The following is a 24,545-nucleotide window of genomic DNA, read 5'->3' as shown; positions in this document are numbered from 1 at the left end:
CAAGATACCCCAAGTCGCCAGCACGCCCAAGAGGCGCGATCCAGAACCGGAGCACCACGATGACCTACCAGCCCCCGCCGCCGCCGCCGAACCATGGCCCCGCATTCCCGCCACCACCCGGCGTGCCCCACTACGGCCCGCCGATTCCACGGCGGCGCTCCAAAACGCCGTGGATCGTGGGCGGCGTCGTTCTCCTCGCCTTGTGCTGCGGCGGCATCGGGATCGCGGCGCTCAACGGCGACACCACCACGACCGGGAACGAGGCCGCGGTGGCGAGCAGCGAGCCGACGGAGACGCGGCAGCAGAAGGAGCCCTACGTCCCGGCCCCGGTGGCCGAAACCGAGCCGCCCGAAGCAGCGCAGGACGACCTGTCCCCGGCACCACCCGTCACGGTGCGGATGCCAGACCTTGTCGGCCTCAACGCGGCGGTCGCACAGGACAAGCTGGAGCGGCTCGGTTGGCCGCCGGAGCAGATCGAGTTGGGTTCCCAGGACGAGATGGACACGTTCGTGATCCTGCCGGCGAACTGGACGGTCACAAAGCAGTCGGAGAAGGCCGGGTCGAAGGTGGAACCGGGTGGCCTGATCGTGCTGACGTGCACGAAGAAGCGTTGATTTCCTGGGCGCCGACAAGGTGGTCGGAAGGGACTGGGACAGCAGGAGAGGGGCGGCCGCGCCCGCGAGGCCGGCGTGCCGAACCGCTCGTGAACCGAAACCCGATCTCCGCTGCGCAATCGTTGGCTCGCGCCCGCCTGGCAGGCGAGGATGGCGAGCCGTGGCGGGTGGATCCGGCGACATCGAGTTGACCATGGCGGAGCTGCGGGCGGTCGCGGGCTTCGCCGCGGACTGTGCCCTGGCGGCGTTGGAGATTTACGAGCGCGCCCAGCCCGGCGACCCGCGGCCCCGGGAGGCGATCGAGGCCGCTTCGGCGTTCGCCGCCGGCGGCAAGCGCGGGAAGGTTCTGCGCGACACCGCCTGGGCCGCCCTGAAAGCGGCCGGTGCGGCGAACACCTCGGCGGCCGGCGAGGCCGTCCGCGCGGCGATGGCCGCCGCCGGCGCCGCATATCTCCACCCGCTGGCCAACGCCACCCAGGTCAAGCACATCCTGGGCGCCGCCGCCCACGCGGCCCGGGCGGCCGAGCTGCTGGGCGGCGACGCGGACGAACAGCTCGCGCGCGCGGCGAGGCGGGCGGCGCCGCTCGTGATCGAGGTGCTGCGCCGCTATCCGGCGGCGCCGACCGGTGGCGGGCGGGTCGGGGAGCTGATCCGCGAGCTCGACCACGCCCTGCGCGAGCAGATCAGCGAGCTTTGAAGCGCGCGATCCACTCGGCGTTGAGTTGATCCGCCTGTCGACGGTGGCCGACGACCAGCTGCCGATCCGGCGGGACGGTCAGACCGAGATAGCCGAGCACCTGCTCCGCGGTGCCGAGCGGATCTGCCGCCAACTCCTCATACGTCACCTCGCAGGGCGCGATGCCGTGCGCGGCGAACCAGGCTGACCAATCCGCCTCGTACTGCTCGATGCTGTCGACCAGCCCACCGATAAGCTCTTCGTCGTAGTAAGGATCCTGGCCGCCGGGCTCGACGGCTTCCCCCGGATGCCAGAAGTGCGTCTGCAACGACCTCGCCCACGACACCGCCTGGGCCACGGGATCGCGCCGCCGCAGGTGGACGAATTTGAGGCGACCGAACTGGGCGCTCAGCAGGTCGATTGTCTCGGCCGCCCCGTCGGCGAGGTCGCTGATCAGCTCCGGCATCGTCTCCGCCATGATCCGCCCGCCGAAAACACCGTTCGGAGTCCGGCCGGCGACCAGCGCCGCGCGTACGAACGCTTCGTCGATCCGCCCGTCCCGCGGCCGGGCGATCCGCCACTCACCGGCGTATTGATCCAGGGTCTTGCGGTTGAAGTAGGAGGCCGGGTGACCAGCAACTCCGGACGAGTCCAGCAGACCGCACAGCAAGGTGCTGCCGGAGCGGGGCGTCGCGCAGATCAGGTAGGAGTCGAAATCCGGGCGTGTCACAGACGAGGACGGTAACCAAGGGCTGACCACGCACCCAACCGAAATAGCGTTACGGCCATGCCGGCACCGCAGTGGTTCTTTCGCTTCATGTACGACCGGGAGAGCGCAGCCTGGGAACGGCGCCGCGATGACCACCGAGAGCTCGTCGAGCGGACCGCGGACGCGCTCGCCAGGTTGGTCACACCGCCCGGACCGGTGGCCGACCTCGGCTGCGGACCCGGCGCGCACGCCCTGGCCCTCGCGCGCCGCGGCTACGACGTGACGGGCCTCGACGGTTCGCCTCGCATGGTCGAGGTCGCACGAGCGCGCGCCGCCCGCGACGCGACAGCAGCGGCCTTCGCCGCGCACGATGTCCGCGCGCCGCTGCCCTTCCCGGACGGATCGCTCGGTGGCGTCCTCGCCGTCCTGGTGCTCCAGCATCTCCCGCAGCCGGCGGCCTTCATCGCCGAGATCCGCCGCTGCCTCCGCCCGGGCGGGCACTTGTTGATCACCGCTCCCACCCGCGACGGCACCCGGCAGACGTCACCGAGCTGGTACTGGCGGCTGCGTGCGGCGTCCTACCGCGTAGTGCCCGGCGCGGTCCGCTTTTACAACGACAACTCGCTCACGCATCTGCTGGAGGACGAGGGCCTGACCGTCGTCGAACGGGACAGCGAACCGGGCCGGGTGAGCGTGCTGGCCCGCGGATAAAGCAAAACGCCCACCGACGTGTTTCCGCTGGTGGACGCTGCTGTAGCCCGGCGAAAGGCTATGTGGCCAGGGGCGGGGTCGAACCGCCGACCTTCCGATTTTCAGTTCTACGCTGGCGGTCCGGCTCCGCCCTTCCATGGCCCAGCACCAGCTCTAGCATGTGCATGCGTCGACTTCCACGCGAAGTGGTCCGGATCCGCTCGTACAAGTTCGGCGCGGTTTCCTGACACCGTCCTAACAACGAGGGCCTCAGCTCCGATCTCCGGATGGCCTCTTAGGCATGACGACCCCCGGCTCGCGGCAGTACCAACGCATGAACTGGCGGAGCGCAGCCGACCGGTCAGGCTCCGCTAGCTCACCGAACCGGTTCCACAAAGACTCGTCGCAGCGAATTCGCCTAAGCGGCGTCTTGGGCTGGTTCGGCATCCAGACCTCTCAAGGTAGCGTCGGCACACCCGAGCCGCAGGCCTTATCAGCGGTCCCATCAAGGCAGGTGCGACTGCTGAGCCTGTTGGCGCAAGGGGAATCAACGTACCCTAGCCTCATGCGCTTCGATGACCTGGACTTTCCGCGTTCTGCTCCCGCAACACGACCACCGGCGGCCGACCGCATCTACGAGGCTCGGGTATGGCGCAAGGTAGTCAGATCATCGAGAGGCGATCTAGAAGGCCCTGGCTGGGAGACTGTTGCCTGGTGCGCCGACAAGGGTGCGGCAGAGATAGCTGTGGAATCGGCAATGGAGCGCTTCGGATGCAAGTACGGCGAGGTATGGGGTCCGATTCTTACGCGGCCAACTGATAGGACAGTCTTGGTTCGCTACAGCCAGCCGTACGTCCGCTATTGACACGTCAAGGCCTTTGCTAGAGCAGGGCATAACCGCGCGGCGTCACGACACGCGCGGCGGTTCTAGACCCTCGATCGTGCGACGCACGTTATCTAGGTTAGGGAAGACCAGGTAATCCCACTCGTCCGGCCTTCCGAGCGAGTGAGCGATGAGACGGCGCAGCGATCTCGCGCCAGGTTTTCGATCAGGATCGAGCCTAATGCCGTTATCGTCCCAGACGAGGACATACGACCTGCCTCCTCCACATACGTCCCGTAAGTCGGCAAGCGAACTAAGGGCCTGGCCAGCGAATTGGGGCGGGCTGGCAAGCGGCAAGAGTTGGAGATGCGCGTGGGAAATGCATGCGCCGCCGGACGTGCGACCTCCGTGCTCAAAGAGAAACGCACAACCCCAGCGCTCACGTACTTTGTCAGTCCATCTGGTTGCGACCGCTTCTAATCTGTGGATGTTTTCGACAGACAACTCGGCCATGCTTTCAAGATGATCTCTCGTGACGACCATGATGTGGCCAGGCGCCAACGCTCCAAGAGCCGCTACCACGACGAAGGCGTCGTCGGCATCCAAGATCTTGAAGTCGTACCATGGTCGGCTGTGATGAGCACCGCTTAACCGCTCGCAGAAGTCGCAGTCTCGCTCCATGATCACGACCGCCCTACCGTCCGATGTAGAAAGTGTAGGGCTGCACGCCCTGCTCAGCAAGATCTGCGCCTAGGGCCGGAGATGCCGCTTCGTGGTCGGGTCAATCTCGTTGAGCAGGCCGCTAGGCCGGAGCCGGGACGCCACTTAAGATGCCAACACGAGCTTCCGTGGACCCACGCCATGGAGACCCAGCTCTGACGTCATCGGACCTGATCACGTACCCTGACGCTGACAAACCCCAGCAATCCCAAGCGCCAGAGATCACAATCTAGACGGGAGCGAGAGGTGATCGCTACCGCGCGGCACGTCAATCGCCTTGCTCAGCAGGCGCGAGAGTCTCGGTATCGAATCGGGGAGCTGGTGCAAGCGACGGCCCTCAATATCGGTGATGCCGTTGCTTGGGGGCAATTCCTGGACGATTCGCGTCAAGTAAGTCAGTTCGGATTCTACGGGACGTCGGCAGCCATCGAAATACTTACGATCGCCGGGATGGCTCCAGATAATCGTCTTATTCGTCAAGCTTGGGGGGGCGTGCCTGATGCCTCTTCTCCGACGTCAAAGTCGCCTGCATACGACTTGGCCGACCTTGGCATCACCTTTAAGCTAGCCGCGCTGGTCGACGCTGAGTATGCGGGTCGACAAAGCGACAATTTGAGACCATTCGAGAGGCTTTTGAAAAGCAAAATTATCGACGGTCGCGGCTGGGGATACTACTACTACGATGACGACGACAGAGACACGTCACCCAAGTTCTTAGCCACTGCTCAAGCCATGTATAGCCTCCGTCATTCGCGAATTTTTAAAACCTCCGCAGACGCGGAACACGTCACGGCCTGGATATGTCGAGAACTTTCAGAAGACGCTGATCTGCAACCAGATGAGCTAGCCCTAGCGGTCCTTGCGCTCGCAGACTATCAAGGGTTTAAATCCGCCGTCCACGAATTTGATGCGGCGCATGATATGGCAGTTAGTCGCCTTCTGAACTGGGCAGGTGGTCGTCAGCCTCAAGTCATCGGAGAAAGCCGGTCTTATCACTACTCGGTTCGGGAAAAGGCCGGTCAACGCAACCACTACGTCTTCTACCCGACTGACATATTGGTCGCCCTAGCGTTAATCCAAGCTGGTAATCCCCAGGCAACCCGCGAGTACACGCTTGACGTTGTTAGGTATGCCTCAACCAACGTGAAAGCCAACGGCGGACTTCGCGCACGTTCGAGCCACCGCATTGCAACGGTGGATCAACTTTGGGCGAGTCGCCTCTTCGACGCCTTCGAAGCAGCCGTGAAGCGGTCGCCTCGAAACGTGGTCCCGCGGGTGGCGCAGGTCGTCTCTCACACTCGAATCCGACAAGCTCTTACGGCTCTGGCATTGCTTGCCATAGGGCTAGCGGGAACAGCGATATCCATCGATGCCGATATCTGGGCATGGCTACGGGTCGCCGGGGGAGTTGCGGCAGCAGTAATGCTCGGAGTACTTGCGACAGCAATTTGGAAGTGGATCGGAGGAAAATAGGTGTTTGTTGCCGATCCGCTGTACGGTCCCTTCAGCGTGCCTGACGGAATTACCTCCCTCTTAGCTGCGCCGGAGGTTCAGCGCCTGCGTGAAGTTCGACTAATCAACACCTCGACACCCAATCTCGCTGCGCTAAGCGACGTCCGGCGGTATGCCCATACGTTAGGAGTCCTCGCGCTCGGTCTAAGGCTGGCGCCCAGGTTACGTCAAGAGCACACGAAGGAGGACGTGGAAACGTTCTTAGCCGCAGTGGTGTTGCATGATGTTGGTAGTCCGGCTTTCGCCCATCTATTTGAATACATCCTTAAGTCAACCGGCGGCTGGACTCACGAGTCCATGTTGGTGCACATAATCGAGGGCGATTACCGCCCGGAATCGATTTATCACCAGGTTTACCATGGGCAAGGACTGAGGCTAAAGGCGATCCTGGAGACCATGCAGATCGACCCGAAGTCTGTTGTGGACATGGTGATGGGCGTGGGGCCTCTAGGAAGGCTCGTCGCTGGCTCGGTCGATCTCGACAATATCGACAACGTATACAGAATGTCCGTCAGTCTGGGATTTCAACCGGACATAGGGGCAGCGACGAGCCTGGCTCAAGGCCTCTTCCCAGACGAAACGACGCTAGGTGTATCGCAATCCGCCCTCAAACACCTCCACCTATGGCGGAAGTGGCGTAGGAAGGCTTATGAGATCCTGGCATTTGATGAGCCGACGCTTCAAAGCCAGGCAATGCTTACCGAGTGTTTCACCGCCGCCATCGACGCCGGCCTCCTCGGAGAAGAGCACTGGAGCCTCACAGACGAAGATATACTCAAGTACCTTGCTGGGATGCGGCCGAAGGTCAAAGGGGTTTCGTCAATAGTTCAGCGGTTCTTTGTCGGTGACTTCTTTTCTACCGTCTTTGTGGGCTGGTACAGGCAACCTATGGGGGACGTGGACCTGAGGGCCCCGGAGCCCCGAGCAGAGCTGCGTGCCCGTCTCGAGGAGCGGCTGAGAATTCCCTGCGTTCCTTACGTCTTCTATGATCGTGGCACCTTCGAAAAGAGGCTTTCTCTTCGGATAATAGGCCGGGACGGTTGGGTACCTGAGGAGATCGGTCAGACATCAGTTTCTACTCTGGCAGGAGTCTTTACGAGCAGAAGGCATGTAAAGCCGGTCCGATGGATGCAAGAGAAGGCTATCGAGGTTTTGGAAGAGTTCGGCTTGGCGCCGGACCGAAGAAGTCCTATCCCATCGAAGCGTGGAGTATATGAAATCGCTGGTCAGGCAGAACTACCTTTCTGAGCTGCGCGGTCTTGACTGGGACTTCGACGGCGCAAGCGGAAACACCGGCCTAGCTGGGTACCACTGGTACCCAGCTAGGTTCGTGCCTAATGTTCCTGGTGTGCTTATCGGCTACTTCAGCAGACCAGGTGAGGTGGTCCTCGATCCGTTCTGTGGGAGTGGCACAACTCTTGTAGAGGCACATAGACTCGGTCGCTCATCTTTAGGGGTTGACACCAACCCGGCCGCGACGTTGATGAGTTCTGCCAAGCTCATACCTTTTGAACGGGAAGGCTGGAAGAGTTTTAGAGACTCCCTTAAGCATTCCTGCCAGCACTTCTTCGTCCGAGGGGGGAAGTCGAACTGGGCAACCATCTCCGAAGAGGTTCCAAACTACCTAGAAAACGCAAAGTGGTATCACCCAGACACTCTAGCCGAACTATCCGCTATATGGCAAGCGATTCGGGCACAGGATAGCGAGTATCGTCTCGTTGCAGAGGCCACCTTTTCGGCCATTCTGCGATTCGCCTGCAGTCAGACCAAACATTGGGGCTGGATTTGTGACAACGTGTGGCCGAAGGAGTTTGTGTACAAGTCGGCAATGACTCTCTTCTTTCAGCGGCTTGAACAGTACGCGACCTCCGCTGCAGAACTACATCTAGGTCAGGAAACGGCTGACATGCAGGCGCCGGTCGCACATGTAGTACGAGGCTCTTGCGCTACCGTTCTTGCCGGCTTGCCCCCGCGTTCGGTCGATTTGGTCGTGACTTCGCCTCCGTACTTCGGGATGACCGACTACGTCCGCTCGCAGCGACTCACATTTCTTTGGTTCGAGTGGAGTTTGGAAGACTGCCGAGCTGACGAGACAGGCGCACGATACAGGCGGCGTCGCTTAACCGCTCTGTCTGAATACATGAGTGACATGGGGAAATCCTTTATGGCGATCGCGCGCGTTCTGAAGGTTGGTGCTATGTGTGCCATTGTGATTGGGGAGTCGCCTAATCGAGATACGTATCTGGACGACTTCGAGATTGACCTCGCGAAGATTGGGTTCACTGTTGAGGCGCGCCTTACCCGGAACGTCTCAAAACGCCGAGTTATGAAGCCGCAGGTACACGAAGAGCGGATCATTCTGGCGAGAAATAATGCAGACACATGAAGGACGATGTCGCGTTGGGTGATATCGGAGAGCGAGCGTTGATTTCTCAGGTTCTTGCTCCCCGGTATGGCGCTGCCAACGACCATTTCGGTGATGACTGTGCTCGTGTTCTTGAGGTTGAGGAATTGCTCGGGCCTGTGGTCGCATCCACTGACCCGTGCCCCATTCCGGTCGCATCGCTGCTTGGCTTTGATGACTTTTACTACTGGGGCTGGCTTCTCGGTGTAATCAACCTTAGCGACATTGCAGCCGCCGGCGCGGTCCCGCGAAGTTTTCTCGCTTCATACGAACTACCTAGGTCGATGCTGTTGAAGCAGTTTCTTCGAATACTCGATGGCTTGGACGAGTGCTGCGCCAAGAGTGGGGCGGCAGTTGTCGGCGGCAATTTAAAGGAGGCGAAGGAGGTCGCTCTCTCAGGAACGGCTATTGGCACCTGTCTCGGGCAGCCACTCAGCCGGAAGGGGGCGAAAGTTGGTGATGTAGTGCTCGTCCTTGGCGACCTTGGCCTATTTTGGGCCGGGTATCTCTCCGTTACACGTGGCTTGGAAAGCCTGCGGCGATACAGGAATCGACTCTTGCGCAACGTATTAACGCCTCAGCCCAAGGTCGCAGTCGGCTCGGCGCTCGCTAGAGCCTCATTGGTAACCGCAGTCATGGACAACTCGGATGGCCTTTTCCCGTCCTTGAACGGTCTATGTCATGCAAGTCGTGTGGGCGTTAGGCTGAACTTTTCCGCAGTGGGCTTCTCTGAGGAGGTCTTAGCTGTAGCGGCAGAGCTTGACGTTGACCCGGTACGATTAGCGCTGGGCTGGGGAGATTGGCAACTGGTTGCCACCGCCGCTGCCGGTAGCGTTCATATGATCGAGGACGCATGTTCGCTGCTTGGCGTGCCTGTGCACCACGTAGGAGAGGTGATCGATGAAGAAGGCGTCCACCTAGTACACGAGGGACATTCGGGTCGGCTCCTCACGCTGGATTCCGAGCGGTTCGCTGCTGACTCGTGGTTTACGGCTGGCCTTGAAGCCTACGTATCGCGTCTTCTCGGGGCTAGTTTGATTGAATGACACGGTTGGTGCGGACGCTTTGCACCTATATTGGCGCCTGGTGTAGGCCGTACGTTGGCGCGGGGATGTAGAGTAACTACGTGTCGATGCTCTGGTACACGGCTGGCCCTGCGGCTTCAGGCAAGGAGGAAGCGCTCGTTGAAGCAGGCGCAACTGGTGTTCGGCTGGGGTTCTCTTACGATGCCTATGAAGTGCATGAAAGAACTGCGCTGACGTTCAAAAAGTATGCCGATCGGAATGATGTCAGTTCTATTGTAGTTGCGGACCTTCCAGGGGAGAAGTTCAGGCTGGGCCGGTTCGACGAGGGTCTGTCCGTCAAACTGGAGGCAGGAAAGTCCTTGAGACTCGTCCATGGTGCGCGATCTGACGTGGCGGTGTCTCGCGAGTTGCCAGTGACTGACCAGGCATTCTTCGCAAACCTCAGTGTGGGCGATCATGTGGTGGTTGGCGATGGCGGTGCTTTATTAGTGGTTGACGCCATTGGCGCTGATCTAAGGAGCGCAATGGTTCATCTGGCTGCTAGCGGCACGGTTGAACAGTCTAGAGGATTAACGATCCAGGGCGGTGGGTACGTTCCGCGGTCCCTTTGTAAAAAAGATCTTGCAGCGATTGACTTCATCGCCAACAGTGGCTGTTTCGATGCAGTTGCCCTGTCCTTTGCATCAAACGATGCGGATATTCACGACCTCCGCGATCTTCTGGCGAAACGCGCGCCTCATCTGAAAATCGTGGCCAAGATTGAGACCATGCGGGGGATAGAAAGGCTGGACTCTATCTGCGCGGTGTCTGACTTCGTGATGGCCGCTCGTGGAGACCTCGCTCTGTCCGCGCACTGGGCGGAATTGCCTTTCTACGTCGAGAAGATTGCACAAGCGGCGGTTCAAGCTGACGTTCCGTGGGTCCTCGCAACTCAATTGGTTGAGGGCCTTGAGCGCTTCTCCATTCCTACTCGTGCCGAGATTTGTGACATCTGGCATTGGCTCGACTCCGGCTGTGCCGGGCTCATGTTGTCATATGAGTCGGCATTTGGTTCGAAGCCGGTGGAGGCTGTACGCGTAGTTAGGACGATCGCTGACCGCTGGAAATCTCTGCGGATGCGTTAGGGTCGGGCCGCCTCAGGTCGATATTGGCGACGTGTTCTCCTATGGAGGTTTGGCACGCATCTCCGCAGCCGAACGCGGTCACCTACTCTCAGTATCTCAACTTTGCCGACTGTTCTGCAAGTGTCCAGGTGCGCGGACTAGCAGCTTCCGACGGATGCCGATCGGCGGCACACCCTTGTGGATAGTGGCCAACTCTGCCGCGACGTCTAAGGAATGAGCCGGTCGGCCTCTACCAAAAGGTCGCAACGAGCCGACACCAATCCCCGTGCCTGGCGCCGGCCATCGTGTACTCCGTCCGGGACAGCGAAGTGTCCCGGGACGTCCGTGAAGATGCGGTTCCGCATTTGTGCTGACGCCGCGACTCTTCTTGGGGCGGAACGCCACGTCCCGGCGGTGGTTATCCACTCCTGAGGCCCCGGCCGTCCGTGACAACAGCCTCCGGGCGGCCGGGCTGCAGGTACAGGGTGGGGTGAGGATCGGCGGAGGACAGGACACTCAGCGGTAAGCGACAGATGCATGGTTCCGTCCGGTTGGTCACCTACTGACATGGGCCGCTACGTCATTGATCGGCCGTCGGCCTGGGCCTGATCTGCAAAGTTCTCAATTGTGGCGACTGACGGTTTGGGGTCGCGACGCCTGGTCTGCACAGGTCGTGCGCCGACGGCATGACCCTTTCCCGCGCCTCGCCCAAGCCCGAGGAGGCATCGTGAACATTGAGCACCCATATTGGTGCGCCGGTGGTGAGCCGCATGGCGCAGCCCATCGCTCGAATGAGGCGCGAGCGTCGCGTGAGACCGACCTAGTCGACGTGCGTCTCACTCTGATTGACCTTGCCGTTAGCTCGGGATTGCCCGTGATGCGGATCGACTTCTTAGCTGACGATGAGGTGGAGTCTCACGTGCTCCCCCTCGACCAGGTTATCTTGGTCGAGCATGCGATCCGTTCGCTCGTAACTTTGCACGAGGAGTCCGAGGCTGGCCGCCAGAGGTGAAGCCGGCGAGCTGCCCGCGGTGACATGCGGGTGTCGGTCAGGCTCCGCGGGCCGGGACCTCGTGGCCTTGGTACGCGCCGCTTGCGGCGTCTCGCGCCGCTGACCAGACGCGCTCAAACGAGGCAAGATACGTGGTGACCATGCCGTCCAGTCGTACCTGTCTGAGGTGTAGGACCGGCGCATGCGCACCTGGCCGGCCATAGATGTGAGTATTGACGAGCAACTCGTGGTCCGCCCAGTAGATCGAGTTGTAGAGCACCGTGTCATGGAGACGGATCCGAAAGTTGGGCTCCTCAGTGAGCGGCTGGAAGCCCACGAGCGCCGTGCGAATGCGGGCGCTCATTCCGTCGCCGATGCCCTCCTCGTCACCTCGGCGTGCGACGTGTTCGCTCTCTGGGTCTCCAAGTGCGATTCGGACCCGCACTCCTGCTTGCGCCTTCTCGCGGAGGATATGCGGGACCGATGCGTCCTCGGCTAGGAAGAGAGCACTGTAGGCGAGCACGCCGATCTCCTGCTCGGCGCTGCCGAGCAGCCGCGTCCACGCGTCGGTCGGCACCGACGATCGGTGCGGGTAGACGATCCGGACCTCGTCGTCCGCCCTGGCCGGTTCTGCCGGGTGGGGAAGGTTCGGCCATAGGTCGTGTGGTGCCCATCGGGTCAGGCGCACGAGGGCGTCGCGATGCCGCGGGTACGGCATTCTTCCTGCCATCCACCGCTGCACAGTCTTTGGATCGACGCCCAGCCGCGCCGCGGCGCCGGTGGCGTCGAGGCCGGCGCTGCGCAGTGCTCGTGCGAGCGGACCGTTCACGGAGCCATCGTATCGAAGAGGTCCCTAGACGTCCCTACCGTGTGGTTCACCGTCCGTTACGAAACGTGAAGACTCGGCGTCAATTCGAGCCGACAGGAGCACTCCCGATGACGAGCGACGAACGGGGCGGGACAGGCGACGCGCAGGCGTCGGCGGACCGGCTCGCGTTGGCGCTCGAAGACGTGGGCTTTGACGTCGGTCAGGAGTTCGGCGCGCTCCACCACACCATGGGGCGGCACGGCATAGCGGTCGTCCGCCTCGGTGACATCGGGTCGGCTACGGCGGATCGGCTCGCGCTCGTTCTGTCCCGCGCCGCCGAGTGCGGCATAAGCCTTATCGAGGAGGCTGGTAGGTAGATCCAGCAGACACCTGCGCAACGAGCGCGTTCGCTAGCCTGTCTCCGTGGAGGCGGCTGAACGTGCGCGGGACCTTGCGCGCCTTCTGCTGGCCGAGTCGCTGCCGCGTCGTTGGGCGCACAGTCAGGGTGTTGGGCGTAAGGCCGAGGCCGTCGCTCATCTGGTTGGCGATCAGGCCGAGGCTCTGGTGCGCGCCGCCTGGCTCCATGACGTGGGCTATGCGCCAGACCTGGTGCGCACTGGACTGCATCAGCTCGACGGCGCGCGATATCTGCGGGACGTCGCCCAGGTCGACAGCCTCGTGTGTCGCCTCGTTGCCCACCACTCGTGTGCCGCCATCGAGGCGCGCAACCGGGATCTCGACGAGCAGCTTCTCACCGAGTTCCCCGAGGTCGACGGGCTGGTTTCCGACGCGCTGACCTACGCGGACATGACCACGAGTCCGGACGGTGATCCGGTCGACGTTCACCAGCGCCTCGCGGAGATCCTTTCCCGGTACGGCAACGGCGATGTCGTCGCCGAGTCGATCCGAGAGGCGAGTTCGAGGATCGTCGGTTCTGTCCAAACGATACGAGCGCTCGTCAACGGCTCGTAGCGTCAGTCGCGGTCGTCGTCGGCGCGCGACAGCGTGCCCTGCTCGTCTCGATTCCAGCGGCGCCCGGCGCTGTCCTGGAACTCGATCTGAACCGGCTCAGGCTCGACGTAGGAGCGCAGCCACTCGTGCGGTGCGGGTCGCTTGACCGTCTGCCCCGGAGGCACCAGACCGACGAACTCCGAACCCTGCTCTTCGCCCTCGTGGGCGGGCAACGGCAACTCGACTTCGTAGATGGGCATGCCGCTCGCGTTGTGGATGTGGAACGCCAGCTCGCGCTTGCCGTCCACCGTCCGGACGGCTTCTACCCATGCGCTGATCCGTTCGGCCTGCGCGCGGCGCTCGTCCTCTACGCGGGAGGCTTCGCGCCGCAACTCGCGGCGCAGCAAGGAGAGTCCCAGGAGCAGAGCGCCTACGGTGCCAATGGCCGAGAAGACATCGGCGGCGGCACCGATTGCGTCGCTATCCAATGTGGACCGCGCCAGGCGACTTGAGGAACTGGTCGATCCTCATCCGCATGGAGCGGTCCATCGGCAGAGTCGCGGCGTCGCTTGGGGCCGTCCAGCGGACCTCGGCCGACTCGGCGCTTGGGGTCGGCGTGCCGTCGGTCGGCCGGGCCACGAACACGATCGAGCACTCTTGCCGGACCTCGCCGTTGCTCGTGTAGAGCAGTACATGCCGCGGGTCGGTGTAGATGCCGACCAAGCCCGTGATCTCGACCCGGACGCCTGTCTCCTCCAGCGTCTCGCGGACCGCCGTGTCCGGCAGCGACTCGCCCAGGTCCATCGCCCCACCCGGCAACGCCCAGTTCTCGTTGTCCGAACGGCGAATCAGCAGCAGCTCGCCCGCATCGTTCACCACAACGACGTTCGCGGACGGGACGAGGCTGTTGGCTGCGGGCGCCTCGGGATCGTCGTAGAAGTCGATCCGCCGAGCCACCGTCAGCTCTCCCATTCCAGCGGCGTGGCGCCCATCCAGACGCGTTCGAAGCTCTCCATGTAGGTGGTGACCATGCTGCCGCCTGCGACCGCGCGGAGTTGCAGCACGGGTGCGCTCGACGCGGGAAGGGCGTAGATGTGGGAGTTCACAAGCAACTGGTTGTCCGCGCGATAGATCGAGTTGTAGAGGACGGTCCGGTGCAAGCGGAACTCGATCCCCTCGACGTCGCGTAGCGACCGGTAGAGCGCGATCGAGTTCCTGATTCGCGCCGCCTGGAGGTCGTCGACCTCCTCGTCCAAGCCGCGTTGAGCCACGACCTCGCTGGTTGGGTCGCCGAGCAGGATGCGCACGCGGGCGCCATCGTCGGCCTTGCGGCGGAAGACGCGCAGGATTCCTGCGTCCTCCGGGATGAACAGGCCGCTGAACACCAGGACACCTATCTCGTCCTCTGCGGTGTCGAAGAAGTTCCGCCACAAGTCCGTGGGCACTGTCCAGCGGTGCGGGAAAATATTGATGATCTCGCTCTCGCTGGCGTTCGCCGCTTGATCCCTGGTGAGGGCGTCGGGCCATAGGTAGGCCTCGTCCACGCCGAGGTGTGCCGCGACCGCGTACCGGTGTCGCCGGTACGGCGTCCGTCCGTTGACCCACCGCTCGACGCTCTTGGGGTCGACGTTCAGCTTCTCCGCCAGGTCCTGCGGAGTGACGCCACGTTCGAGCATCGCAGTGCGTAGTCGATCGTTCGCCATCGTCTCCCCAGTCAAGACGTCCCCGCGACCGCACCACGATAGGCGAGACATCTCTGACACGTCCAGCCACGACCTGATTACGTCCCGTCTATTCCCAGCACTCTCGATGGCAGCCGATGCGACCGACGCGATCGGCATTGCCCGAGAGGAGGGATCAACGATCACACCTAACAACCAGTCCGCGGAGCCGACCTGTCCCTGCGGTGCCCAGCTCGACGCCGACCATCCGACCCTCTGCCGCAAGTGCGTTGCCCGCCAGCGCTGGAACCGGCGGCACCGCACGCGCCTGAGCAACGCCGACCTCGACCGCGCCAGCCGGCTACGGCGCCGCCGGTCCGGCCGCCGCGAATCTCACGGCGGCACACGGTGACAATCGCCGTATCAGCAGTGCTCCTGCTGGGCGTCTTCGTCTACCTGCTGTGGCGGTACGCCCAGCTCCCGCTCTGGCAAGCCGCGATCTGCGCCGCGTTCGGCTACTTCCTTGCGTCGTCCTCGATCGGCCCCGAGATCGGGAACGGCCTCCGGTCCCTGGCTCGGTTCATCGCCGGACTGGACCTCTGACGTGGGGCGCCACGTCAACACCGCACAGCGCGACGGGTGGGTGATGGCCGGCATGGCCGTCGCCGCCGCGTCCGCTGCAATCGCGAGCTTTGCCGGGTTGCGTGGGCTGGCCGAGGTCGCCGGCTGGCCCGACCGGCTCGCCTGGCTGTTGCCGATCACCATCGACGCGTACGCCATGACGTCGGCGCGCGTCTGGCTCGCCGAGCCGTCGAACGCCGGGCGCGCGCAGCGCTTCGCCCGCGCGAACGCCGTCGGCGCCATCAGTACGAGCATCGTCGGCAACGCCGGATACCACCTGGTTGCCGCGGGACTGCTCACGATCTCGTGGCCGATCGTCGTTCTCGTGGGCGCGGTGCCCGCAGCCGTCCTCGGCCTGACCGCTCACCTGCACGCCCTGCGAGCGATCCGCGGGACGGCGACAGCCGCGCAGGACCGTCCCGAGTCCCGGACTCAGTCCCGTCCCCGGAGGCGACCAGGCAGACCTGGTCCACGGACCGACGACGCGCTCATGAAGGCCGCGCGGGAGGCCGACGCCCGGTACCGCGCCGCTCACGACGGCCGAGCGATCACCCGCGACGCGCTGCGCTCGACGCTCCACATCGCCGGGCCTAAAGCGACCGAGATCCGTCGTCGCCTCGCCGCCGAGACCACCGGAACCACCGACCGGAAGGAGGCTCAGACCAACCGATGACCACGCCGTACGTGCCACGACCCACAGTCGACCCGGAGGCCATCACTGCTCACCTGCACGCCGCACAGACCCGCCTGACACCAACCCACATCTGGACCGCCATCGCTGACATCCCGGTCCTGCTCGCCGAGCTCGACCGGCTCGCCTCGCTCCTGTCCCGCGCCAGGTGGGATTTCGCTGACCTGCTCGCCGCCACCCGCGCCACGCTCGACGCCGACAAGGACGGCGAAGCCGACCCGCTCGCCTATCTCCGGGACCAGGTCGCCGAGCACAAGCCGTGGGCGCCCGACGCGAGCCTCGGCCGATGAGGGCATACGGACGGCGGCACCGCCGGTGGAGCCGTCGCAACCCGCAGCCGCTGCTCCTCGTGCCTGACGAGCCGCTCTTCCTCATCGCGATTGCCGCGATCGGGCGTGGCCTGTTCCGCTACCGCTCCGAACTCGCACCCCTGACGACCGCGCTGGTGCTTGGCATCGCCTCGGTGTGGCTGCACCACGCGCACGCCTACGCGTGGCCGTGGGTCTCGCTGGCAACCGTCGCTGCGACGCTCGCCGCCGGGCTGCGCGGTCTGCCGTGGGGCATCAAACGCACCGAGGAACGCGTCTACGCGGCAATCGCGAGTGCCGCCGCTGGCGCCTGGCTCAGCGCAGCGACCGCGTACGGCCCGGGGAGCGGACCGCTCTTCATGGTCCTCGTCCTCGGCACGGTCGTGCTCGCCGTGCCCTGGTGGACCCACCGGCGCCGCCGCGCCCGCGTAAAGGTCGACCGGGTCATCCACGCCTGGCCCGACATCGCGGAGGCGATCGGCCTCACGGGCTCGCGCATCCGGTCGGCCGTGGTCGACACGTGGGGCTGGCGCGCCCGGATGTCGCTACGACCCGGTCAGACGGTCGCGGACGTCATCGCCCACGTTCCCGCGATCGAATCCGCACTCGGCACCCGACCCGGTGCGGTCCGCGTCGAGCAGGACCCGGCGCACGCTGGTCGGTTCGTGATGCGCGTGCTCGCCGCCGATCCGCACGCCGGCGCCATCCCGTGGCCCGGGCCAACCGCCCGATCCCTCGCCGATCCGATCGAACTCGGCGTGTTCGAAGACGCGACCACTGTCCGCGTCCCGCTCCAGCGGCGCCACGCGCTGATTGGCGGCACGACGGACTCCGGCAAGAGCGGCGTACTGAACGTCATCCTCGGCAACCTCGCCGCGTGCCCCGACGTGGTCCTGTGGGGCATCGACCTCAAGGGAGGCATGGAGCTACGTCCGTGGGCGCCGTGTCTCGCGCGGCTGGCGACCACGCCAGCCGAGGCGACCCGCCTCCTAGCCGATGCCGTCGCCGTGCTCGAAGCCCGCGCCCACGCGTCCAGCCGGGACAACAGCCGCGTGTGGCAGCCCACCGCGGCGGCACCGGCGCTCGTGATCGTGATCGACGAGTACGCCGAGCTTGCCGACACCGCCCCGGAGGCTGTAGCGCACGCCGAGTCCATCGCCCGACGCGGACGGGCCGTCGCCGTTGACCTGCTCGCCGCAACTCAGCGCCCGACGCAGAAGGCCATGGGAGGCGGGGCACTGCGCTCGCAGATGAGCGTCCGCGTCTGCCTACGGGTCCGGGAACGCCGGGACGTCGATCTCATCCTCGACAAGGGCTTGCTGGCCGCTGGCTGGCACGCTCATACCCTCGACGCCCCAGGCAAGTTCTACGTGCTCGCCGACGGCCACACACAGCCGCGTCGTGCGCGGGCCTACCTGGTTACCGACGACCACGTCAGCGCGACGGCCGCGCGTTACTCCAGCACGCGGCCCGACCTCGATCCGCTCTCCCAAGCAGCGATCGACCACACCACGACACCGATCGAGCCGAGCGAGATCATCGACCCGCATTCGACCGTGGACCCAGACCGGACGCTGCTGTCGGCACTGGAGCAAGCGCCGGATGACGGCCTCGCCGTGCCTGAACTGATGAGGATCACTGGCATGCGGCGTACGTGGATCTACGACCGGCTCCAGGTCCACGCGGCCGCGGGCCGCGCCCGCCAAGTCGCCCGCGGCCGCTGGCGCGCCTGACCCGATCGTCCGCACGGACGTCCGTCCGCTCGCGCGCGTCTGCGCAGATCAGCGCGCGGACGGACGACGGGACGGACAACGAGACGCACAAACCGACGACACCAGCGGAAGGAGGTGAGCCACGATCACTGCCAACGGAGACACGACAGACGAGGGGAGGCAACAAGAAAGGCGCGTTGTAAACGTGCCGAGCACAGAAGAGATTCGTCACTTCAAGGCCACAGTAGACGTTCCGACAGCGGGCCGATGCTGGGGACTCGGGCGCGATGCGTCCTACGCACTCGCACGAACGCGACAGTTTCCCGTTCCCGTACTGGAGTTGGGCGGCCGGCTACGCGTAACCCGCGCCTCGATCATGCGGGCGCTCGGCATCCCGGAGCAACCGGCCGCCTGACATCCACCTGACAACGCTGAGTTGACCCAGCTCAGGAGATCAGCGTCCGATCCCTGATCAAAAGGTTGAGGTGTACCCACACCTGGGCGTACGGTGTGGGTACACCTCACATATCGAAAGGAGCAAATGACCTTGGCAAAGACGTGGTACAGACCGGCACCCCGCCAGAAGGGGGTGTACCAGCGCTGCACCGAGGCGTGCCCGCCCAAGGGCGAACGCTGCCGGACGCACACGTTCTCGTGGCGGTTCGAGGCATCGGCTGGCGCCAACGGCAAGCGGCGCCAGTTCGGCAAGGACGGCTACAAGAGCGTCAAGGACGCGGCCGAAGCTCGCGCCGAGACAGTCCGTCGGCACGCGACCGGCACGCTCCCGAGCGACACCAAGAAGACGCTCGGTGAGTGGTTGCCCGAGTGGCTCGACGGCAAGATCAAGCGCGACGAGATCGAGGACACCACGGCGCGCGGCTACGCCGACAACATCAAGAACCATCTCGTCCCGAAGCTCGGCCATCGCAAGCTCGCCGAGCTGCGCGGGCTGGACATCACCCGCGCGTACGCGGAGATCCAGCGCGAGCGGCGCGAAGAGATCGCGGCGGCCGAAGCCAAGAACAAGATCCACAAAGACGAGGCCGAGCGGGTCAACGCGAAACGGAAAGCGGCCGGCAAGATCCGCATGGTCGCGCCGAAGCGGGTCGCGGTCCCGCGACCGATCTCGTCCGCCAGCGTCGCCCGTATCCACGCCTGCCTGTCAGGATCGCTCAAAAGCGCCGTCAAGGCGGGACTCATCCCGCGCAACGTCGCCATGGACGCCGAACTGCCGCGCGTCGACCGGCACAAGGTCACGCCACCGGAGCCAGAGCAGTACGCGGCTCTCCTGGACCGGATCGTCAACGAGCGGCTGTTCCCGCTCGTGGTCGTCGCCGGCTACTCCGGTCTCCGCCGAGGCGAACTCGCCGGCCTCAAGTGGGAGGACGTCAGCCTCAAGACGGGTCGCCTCGTCGTCCGCCGACAGCGCGTCAGCGTCGGCTACCAGGTGGTCGAACGCGAGGCCAAGACGGAGGCGGGCCAGGACCGGGTCGTCTACCTCGACGCCGACGCGCGCAAAGACCTCTCCGCCTGGCGCGCGAAGCAGGCCAAGGAGCGCCTCGCGTGGGGCACCGACTACCACGACGCGGGCTACATCTTCACGAGGGAGGACGGCACGCCGTACCACCCCGACTACATCACCAAGGTCGTCTCGCGGCTGCTGCGGCGAGCCAACATCCCGGCAGCCAAGCTGCACGCGCTCCGCCACTTCCGGGCCGCATGGTTGATCTCCATGGGCACGGACATCGCGGTGGTCAGCAAGACCCTCGGACACAAGTCAATCGCGATCACGAGCGACATCTACGGCTCACTCCAGGAGCAGGCCGCAATGGATCTTGCCAAGAAGACCCGCGGCTACGTCGCCCGCGGCCGGACAGCCTGACCGACCCTGACAACGCCCTGACAATCCAGCCCTAAACGATCTCCAGACCGCACGAAGAGCCACAGAAAGCAAAACGCCCACCGACGCGTTTCCGCTGGTGGACGCTGCTGTAGCCCGGCGAAAGGCTATGTGGCCAGGGGCGGGGTCGAACCGCCGACCTTCCGATTTTCAGTCGGACGCTCGTACCAACTGAGCTACCTGGCCGTGGTGCTAAACGCGGTCCTGACGGGACTTGAACCCGCGACCTCCGCCTTGACAGGGCGGCGAGCACTCCGACTGCTCCACAGGACCTTGCTCTTGCTCCCCGGCCGGAACCGGGGTCCTACCGTGCCCCCAACGGGATTCGAACCCGTGCTACCGCCTTGAAAGGGCGGCGTCCTGGGCCGCTAGACGATGAGGGCGGCCCCGCAATCATCGCACATGAGGATCCAGGCGCGAATCTGCGGCAGTGCTCCCATCCGGCCCCGCCGGAGGCTTCGAAAGCATACGCGATGCCCGACTCCCTCTCCAAACCGGTATCAGCGGTACCGCAAACCCGCCGAAACCCCACCAGGTCAGCGGAGCAGCGCGATGCCGAAGCGGGATTTCAGGTTTTTGATCACGTTAGGGCAGGCGCCGAGGGTGGCTTTGCGGTCGCCGCCGCCGTCGTGCATCAGGATGATCGAGCCTGAGCGGGCGCCGCCGATGACGCGGGAGCCGATCAGTTTCGCGTCCTTCGCCTCCCAGTCGCGCGGATCGACGTCCCAGTCCAGCGGCTGCATGCCGAGCTCGTCGGCGACCTTGACGGCGTTGGCGGTCCACTTGCCGCCCGGGTGCCGGAAGTACTTGATCTTCACGTTCGGCACCGCCTTGCGGATCTCGCGGTTGGTGGCCTCGAGGTTGGCCTTGATCTGGGCGGGCTTCTTCGTGCCGAGGTCGAGCTCGTGGTTCCAGCTGTGGTTGCAGAGGGTGTGGCCCTCGCGGACGATCCGCCGGACCAGCTCGGGGTGCTTCTTCACCTGGGAGCCGACGACGCAGAACGTGGCCTTGACCTTGGCCGCCTTGAGCCGGTCGAGCACCTGCGGCGTCCAGACCGCGTGCGGCCCGTCGTCGAACGTCAGCGCCACCTGCTTGCGCCCGGTCAACTTGAGGCTGCCGAAGGGGCCACTCCCGGGCCGCTTCGGCTTGGGTTTCGGCGCCGCGACCTGCTTCGACGGCGAGGTCGAGGGAGACGGCGTGGGCGGCGGCACCACCGGGGCGACCGACGGCCTCGGCGAGGAGGGGACGCGTTCGTTGGCCAACACCGCCGACCGATTGGTCACCCAGCGTGAGCCCACCAGCAGCGTGAGGACGACCAGCGCGGCGGCGACCGCGACGCGTCTCGTCATCGTCCACTCCTAGGGCCTGTCCTGCCGATCAACGCGGCCTGCGACGGGCCCAGCTGCCGCCTGGCGGCGTCCCGGAATCACCCGGATACGACACCGGTATCCGGGCAATTCCGGGCCACCACCAGACGACACCTGGACTCCGTCTCGGCTCACGTTGATCGGCAGGACAGGCCCTGGGCGGCGGGAGCGGGGGCGTGCTCCCTAGGGGCACCGGCCGAACCGGCGAGGACCGCACACACGGTAGCGGACGAAAAGCCGAGTTTCGACTCCCGAAAGTATGACCCGAGAGCTAACGGCGCACCCACGTCTCGATGAGCTGCAGCGCCTCACCGAGCGTGGTTGGCGCGATTACACCGGCGGGGAGCGCGTCGACCGTCCACCCCGGACCGCCGGCGACGATCATCACCGGTCGGCGGGGCGCTTCCTGCAGCGCCACCAACTGCGCCACGTGCGCGGTCTCGGGCGCGTGCGACCAGAGCATGACCACATCCGGGCCCGTACGCTCGACCGCGTCGCTCAACGCCGTCGGGGGCACCCGCGCCCCGAGCAGCCGGCTGCCCACCCCGTCGGCGGCGAGCGCGGCGGCCAGCGCCTCCAGCGGCAGGCTGTGCTGCTCCTCGTCGGTGCAGGCCAGCAGCACGCGGGGCGGTTCCCCGTTCCGTGGCCGCGGCATGGCGGCGAACACCTCGGTGGCCGTACGCGAGAACAGGTGCTCGACCTCGATCAGCCGTTTGGTCGCCATGTGCCGCTCACCGATCCCGGCCAGCACGGGCCGCAGCACGCCGTCCCACGTGGACACCACGCCGTCCGCGGCGACGGCCCGCGTCATGATGTCGCGCATCGCGACGACGTCGAGGCGGATGGCGGCCCGGGCGAGGCCGCGCGCGGCCGGACCGGCCCGCCCGACGGGGATGGCGAAACCACCACCGGCCCGGACGGCGGCGGGGGCGGCCTCGCTGCGGGGTGGCAGGTCCGGCGCGTAGCGCGCCCAGCGGGCCGCCTCGGCCGGGGCAATGCCCTCGGCGGTGAGCCGGCGCATCACCTCGAGCCGCGACAGGTCCTCCGGGGTGTAGCGCCGGTGGTGGCCGGGCACGTGTCGGCTCGGCCCCAGCCCGTAGCGCTGGTGCCACGTGCGCAGCGTGGTGACGGCGACGCCGAGGCGCCGCGCGACGGCCCCGGCGCTCAGGCCCTCATCGGCCACCCGACCGCTCCGCGGTGTCGCCGTCGGCGGCGGCCGCGCCGACCGAGCGGGCCGTCGCGACCTTGTTGATCACACCGGCGAGCCAGGGCGAGTAGAGGGTCGGCTCCGCCCGGATGGCCCGCGGCAGCACGTCCGGGTCGACCCAGGCCAGTTCGGCGACCTCGTCCGGGTCGGGCAGCATGGTTTCGTCGCCGCCGACCTGGCCGAGCAGCACGTGGTCGTACTCCCATTCGACCCGCCCGGTCGTCGGGTCCTCCGCGTAGTAGACGTAGACGCCGACCTCGGTGAGCGACACCGGCGCGGCGCCGAGCTCCTCCTTGAGCCGCCGGTTGGCGGAGACCGCGAGTTCCTCGCCCGGCGCGGGGTGGCCGCAGCAGGTGTTGGCCCAGCGCAGCGGGAAGCGCGTCTTCACCGCGGCTCGGCGTTGCAGCAGGACCCGCCCATCGGGGTCCATCAGCACCACCGAGAACGCCCGGTGCAGCAGCCCGGGACGCTGGTGCGCCACCTCGACGGTCTCACTGCCGATCGGCAGGCCGTCGTCGTCGACGAGCTCGACGAGGTGTCGTTCGCGAGAGTCGGTCATGTCAGTCCTCCGACGATCCGGCCAGCGGCGAGCTTGCCGGAGATGAGCACCATCGGCACGCCGACGCCGGGCTGGGTCCCGGAGCCGACATAAACCACGTTGGACAGTGTGCGGTGCAGGTTGCCCGGGCGGAACGGCCCGGTCTGGAAGAGGCTGTGGGCGGCCGCGAACGGGGTGCCCGCGGCCAAGCCGGCGGCGGCCCAGTCGGCCGGCGTGATCACCCGCGACACCTCGACGCCGGCCGTGAACCCGTGGTAGCCACGCTGCTCCAGGGTGGTCATGAGCTCGCCCGCGTAGCGGTCGCCGAGCGGGCCGCGCCAGTGCAGCGGCGCCCGGTCGAGGTTGGGGACCGGCGCCAGCACGTAGTAGCTGTGCCGGCCGGCCGGCACCACCGTGGGCTCGGTGCGGCTCGGGTTGGTGACCAGCAACGACGGGTCGGACATCAGCTCGCCGCGGTCGATGATCTCGGCGAAGGTGCGCCGCCAGGCCCGACCGAAGTGGATGTTGTGGTGGGCGATCTTCGAGTAGCCCTGGCGGGAGCCGACGTGCAGCACCACGGCGGACGGCGAGTAGCGCAGCGACCGGTGCGCCGCCTCGCCGAGCAGCGTGTTGGCCGCGACCGTGTCCGGGTTGAGCACCACGACGTCGGCCGGGATGCGCTCGCCGGTGGCCGTGTGCACGGCAACCGCGCGGCCGCCGGCGGTCTCGACCCGGGTCACCGCCGTCCCGTAACGGATCTGCACGCCGTGCTTCTCGGCCGCGCCGGCCAGCGCGCGCGGCACCGCGTGGATGCCCCCGCGCGGATAGAACACGCCGGCCACCGAGTCGAGGTATGCGATGACGGCGTAGATGGCGAGGGCGTCGTGCGGCGCCAGGCCCGCGTACATGGCCTGGAAGGAGAAGATCCGGCGGGTACGCGGATCGCGGAAGAACTGGTTGACCTTGGTCTGCAGGCGGCGGAACGCGCCCGTGGCGAACAGCCGCAGCAGGTTGCCGGTGAGCAGGTCCCGCGGCGCGTCGAAGTTGCGGGCGATGAAGTCGGCCCGTTCGAGCCGCCAGAGGTCGCGGGCGAAGTCGACGAAGCGCAGGTAGCCGTCGGCCTCACGGGGGCCGCACACGCGGGAGATCTCGGCCGCCATCCGCGCGGTGTCGGTGATGACGTCGAGCGTCGAGCCGTCGGGGTAGTGCGCCCGGTAGGCCGGGTCCAGGGGGACCAGGTCGAGCCAGTCGCCGAGCTCCTCGCCGACCGCGCCCAGCGCCTCGGCGATGAGGTCGGGCATGGTGAGCACGGTGGGGCCGGTGTCGAACTCGTAGCCGTCGAGGCTTAGCCGGCCGGCCCGGCCGCCCGGGACGGCCTCCCGCTCGACCACGGTGACCTGCCGGCCCGCGCCCGCCAGGTGCAGGGCCGCGGCCAGGCCGCCGAGGCCGGCGCCGACCACCACCACCCGCTCGCTGGGTCCGGTCACGGTTCGCACGCGCATCTCCTGAAGTTA

General features: G+C 65.7%; 24 protein-coding genes and 3 tRNA genes. 15 read left to right on the top strand and 12 right to left on the bottom strand.

Annotated elements, in window-relative coordinates; all coding sequences use genetic code 11:
- Window positions 1-176: 176 nt before the first annotated feature.
- Together O7635_RS08630 and O7635_RS08625 are read left to right on the top strand one after the other, a co-directional pair.
- Complete coding sequence (locus O7635_RS08630; RefSeq protein ID WP_278079889.1) at window positions 177-614, top strand: PASTA domain-containing protein; 438 nt, start codon at window positions 177-179, stop codon at window positions 612-614.
- Window positions 615-774: 160 nt separating this feature from the next.
- On the top strand, window positions 775-1,311 hold the full coding sequence (locus tag O7635_RS08625) for a putative immunity protein (RefSeq protein ID WP_278079888.1): 537 nt from the start codon (window positions 775-777) through the stop codon (window positions 1,309-1,311).
- On the opposite strand, the gene O7635_RS08620 is transcribed toward O7635_RS08625, so the two are convergent.
- Window positions 1,298-2,020 carry a Stf0 family sulfotransferase gene (locus O7635_RS08620; protein ID WP_278079887.1) on the bottom strand — a complete coding sequence of 241 codons (723 nt, stop codon included), beginning with the start codon at window positions 2,018-2,020 and terminating at the stop codon, window positions 1,298-1,300. The genes O7635_RS08625 and O7635_RS08620 overlap by 14 nt on opposite strands.
- A 57-nt stretch (window positions 2,021-2,077) precedes the next feature.
- On the opposite strand from O7635_RS08620, the gene O7635_RS08615 reads away from it, so the two are divergent.
- From O7635_RS08615 to O7635_RS08590, 6 genes are all read left to right on the top strand, one after another.
- Window positions 2,078-2,710: a class I SAM-dependent methyltransferase gene (locus O7635_RS08615; RefSeq protein WP_278079886.1), complete on the top strand. Its 633-nt coding sequence runs from the start codon at window positions 2,078-2,080 to the stop codon at window positions 2,708-2,710.
- Window positions 2,711-4,478: 1,768 nt separating this feature from the next.
- Complete coding sequence (locus O7635_RS08610; protein ID WP_278079885.1) at window positions 4,479-5,705, top strand: hypothetical protein; 1,227 nt, start codon at window positions 4,479-4,481, stop codon at window positions 5,703-5,705.
- Window positions 5,706-6,992, top strand: a complete 1,287-nt coding sequence (locus tag O7635_RS08605; protein ID WP_347405266.1) for an HD domain-containing protein — start codon at window positions 5,706-5,708, stop codon at window positions 6,990-6,992.
- Window positions 6,958-8,130, top strand: a complete 1,173-nt coding sequence (locus O7635_RS08600) for a DNA methyltransferase (RefSeq protein WP_278079884.1) — start codon at window positions 6,958-6,960, stop codon at window positions 8,128-8,130. The genes O7635_RS08605 and O7635_RS08600 overlap by 35 nt, the downstream gene beginning before the upstream one ends.
- On the top strand, window positions 8,127-9,194 hold the full coding sequence (locus tag O7635_RS08595; RefSeq protein ID WP_278079883.1) for a thiamine-phosphate kinase: 1,068 nt from the start codon (window positions 8,127-8,129) through the stop codon (window positions 9,192-9,194). The genes O7635_RS08600 and O7635_RS08595 overlap by 4 nt, the downstream gene beginning before the upstream one ends.
- Before the next feature lie 86 nt (window positions 9,195-9,280).
- Window positions 9,281-10,297: a pyruvate kinase gene (locus O7635_RS08590; RefSeq protein WP_278085409.1), complete on the top strand. Its 1,017-nt coding sequence runs from the start codon at window positions 9,281-9,283 to the stop codon at window positions 10,295-10,297.
- A 1,028-nt stretch (window positions 10,298-11,325) separates the two neighbouring features.
- On the opposite strand, the gene O7635_RS08585 is transcribed toward O7635_RS08590, so the two are convergent.
- Window positions 11,326-12,096, bottom strand: a complete 771-nt coding sequence (locus O7635_RS08585) for an XRE family transcriptional regulator (protein WP_278079882.1) — start codon at window positions 12,094-12,096, stop codon at window positions 11,326-11,328.
- Between the two features lie 107 nt (window positions 12,097-12,203).
- Here O7635_RS08585 and O7635_RS08580 point away from each other — a divergent pair, with 107 nt between their 5' ends.
- Both O7635_RS08580 and O7635_RS08575 read left to right on the top strand, forming a co-directional pair.
- Entirely contained in the window at window positions 12,204-12,452 is a 249-nt protein-coding gene (locus O7635_RS08580) for a hypothetical protein (RefSeq protein ID WP_278079881.1), read from the top strand.
- Window positions 12,453-12,498: 46 nt separating this feature from the next.
- Window positions 12,499-13,047, top strand: coding sequence for an HD domain-containing protein (locus O7635_RS08575; protein WP_278079880.1), 549 nt, complete (start codon window positions 12,499-12,501; stop codon window positions 13,045-13,047).
- A gap of 2 nt (window positions 13,048-13,049) precedes the next feature.
- On the opposite strand, the gene O7635_RS08570 is transcribed toward O7635_RS08575, so the two are convergent.
- From O7635_RS08570 to O7635_RS08560, 3 genes are all read right to left on the bottom strand, one after another.
- On the bottom strand, window positions 13,050-13,433 hold the full coding sequence (locus O7635_RS08570) for a hypothetical protein (protein ID WP_278079879.1): 384 nt from the start codon (window positions 13,431-13,433) through the stop codon (window positions 13,050-13,052).
- 73 nt (window positions 13,434-13,506) lie between these two features.
- A complete protein-coding gene (locus tag O7635_RS08565) occupies window positions 13,507-13,998 on the bottom strand; it encodes an NUDIX domain-containing protein (RefSeq protein WP_278079878.1) in 492 nt (163 codons plus the stop codon).
- On the bottom strand, window positions 13,986-14,729 hold the full coding sequence (locus O7635_RS08560; RefSeq protein WP_278079877.1) for a helix-turn-helix transcriptional regulator: 744 nt from the start codon (window positions 14,727-14,729) through the stop codon (window positions 13,986-13,988). The genes O7635_RS08565 and O7635_RS08560 overlap by 13 nt, the downstream gene beginning before the upstream one ends.
- A 366-nt stretch (window positions 14,730-15,095) precedes the next feature.
- Here O7635_RS08560 and O7635_RS08555 point away from each other — a divergent pair, with 366 nt between their 5' ends.
- From O7635_RS08555 to O7635_RS08535, 5 genes are all read left to right on the top strand, one after another.
- On the top strand, window positions 15,096-15,290 hold the full coding sequence (locus tag O7635_RS08555; protein ID WP_278079876.1) for a hypothetical protein: 195 nt from the start codon (window positions 15,096-15,098) through the stop codon (window positions 15,288-15,290).
- 1 nt (window position 15,291) lies between these two features.
- Window positions 15,292-15,981, top strand: coding sequence for a DUF2637 domain-containing protein (locus tag O7635_RS08550; protein ID WP_278079875.1), 690 nt, complete (start codon window positions 15,292-15,294; stop codon window positions 15,979-15,981).
- The gene (locus tag O7635_RS08545; RefSeq protein ID WP_278079874.1) at window positions 15,978-16,289 is read left to right on the top strand and encodes a hypothetical protein; all 312 of its coding nucleotides are present in this window, start codon (window positions 15,978-15,980) and stop codon (window positions 16,287-16,289) included. Before O7635_RS08550 ends, O7635_RS08545 begins: the two co-directional genes overlap by 4 nt.
- A 59-nt stretch (window positions 16,290-16,348) precedes the next feature.
- Complete coding sequence (locus tag O7635_RS08540; RefSeq protein WP_278079873.1) at window positions 16,349-18,040, top strand: FtsK/SpoIIIE domain-containing protein; 1,692 nt, start codon at window positions 16,349-16,351, stop codon at window positions 18,038-18,040.
- A gap of 526 nt (window positions 18,041-18,566) precedes the next feature.
- Window positions 18,567-19,901 (top strand): site-specific integrase, encoded by a 1,335-nt coding sequence (locus O7635_RS08535; RefSeq protein WP_278079872.1) that lies wholly within the window; start codon window positions 18,567-18,569, stop codon window positions 19,899-19,901.
- A 130-nt stretch (window positions 19,902-20,031) separates the two neighbouring features.
- On the opposite strand, the gene O7635_RS08530 is transcribed toward O7635_RS08535, so the two are convergent.
- The 7 genes from O7635_RS08530 to crtI all read right to left on the bottom strand — a co-directional run bounded on the left by O7635_RS08530 (window position 20,032) and on the right by crtI (window position 24,527).
- Window positions 20,032-20,105: transfer RNA gene (locus tag O7635_RS08530), tRNA-Phe, on the bottom strand.
- A 13-nt stretch (window positions 20,106-20,118) separates the two neighbouring features.
- Window positions 20,119-20,192 (bottom strand) — tRNA-Asp (locus O7635_RS08525).
- A gap of 37 nt (window positions 20,193-20,229) precedes the next feature.
- Window positions 20,230-20,302, bottom strand: a tRNA-Glu gene (locus O7635_RS08520).
- 153 nt (window positions 20,303-20,455) lie between these two features.
- Window positions 20,456-21,268: a polysaccharide deacetylase family protein gene (locus O7635_RS08515; RefSeq protein WP_278079871.1), complete on the bottom strand. Its 813-nt coding sequence runs from the start codon at window positions 21,266-21,268 to the stop codon at window positions 20,456-20,458.
- Window positions 21,269-21,557: 289 nt separating this feature from the next.
- Window positions 21,558-22,469, bottom strand: coding sequence for a MerR family transcriptional regulator (locus O7635_RS08510; protein WP_278079870.1), 912 nt, complete (start codon window positions 22,467-22,469; stop codon window positions 21,558-21,560).
- Window positions 22,459-23,052 carry an isopentenyl-diphosphate Delta-isomerase gene (gene idi, locus O7635_RS08505; protein WP_278079869.1) on the bottom strand — a complete coding sequence of 198 codons (594 nt, stop codon included), beginning with the start codon at window positions 23,050-23,052 and terminating at the stop codon, window positions 22,459-22,461. Before idi ends, O7635_RS08510 begins: the two co-directional genes overlap by 11 nt.
- The gene (gene crtI, locus O7635_RS08500) at window positions 23,049-24,527 is read right to left on the bottom strand and encodes a phytoene desaturase family protein (protein WP_278085408.1); all 1,479 of its coding nucleotides are present in this window, start codon (window positions 24,525-24,527) and stop codon (window positions 23,049-23,051) included. Before crtI ends, idi begins: the two co-directional genes overlap by 4 nt.
- Window positions 24,528-24,545: the final 18 nt, after the last annotated feature.

It is taken from the genome of Asanoa sp. WMMD1127 (genome assembly GCF_029626225.1).
Lineage (GTDB): Bacteria > Actinomycetota > Actinomycetes > Mycobacteriales > Micromonosporaceae > Asanoa.
The sequence above is the reverse complement of the archived record's forward strand: the minus strand, read 5'-3'. Positions and strand labels throughout refer to the sequence as shown.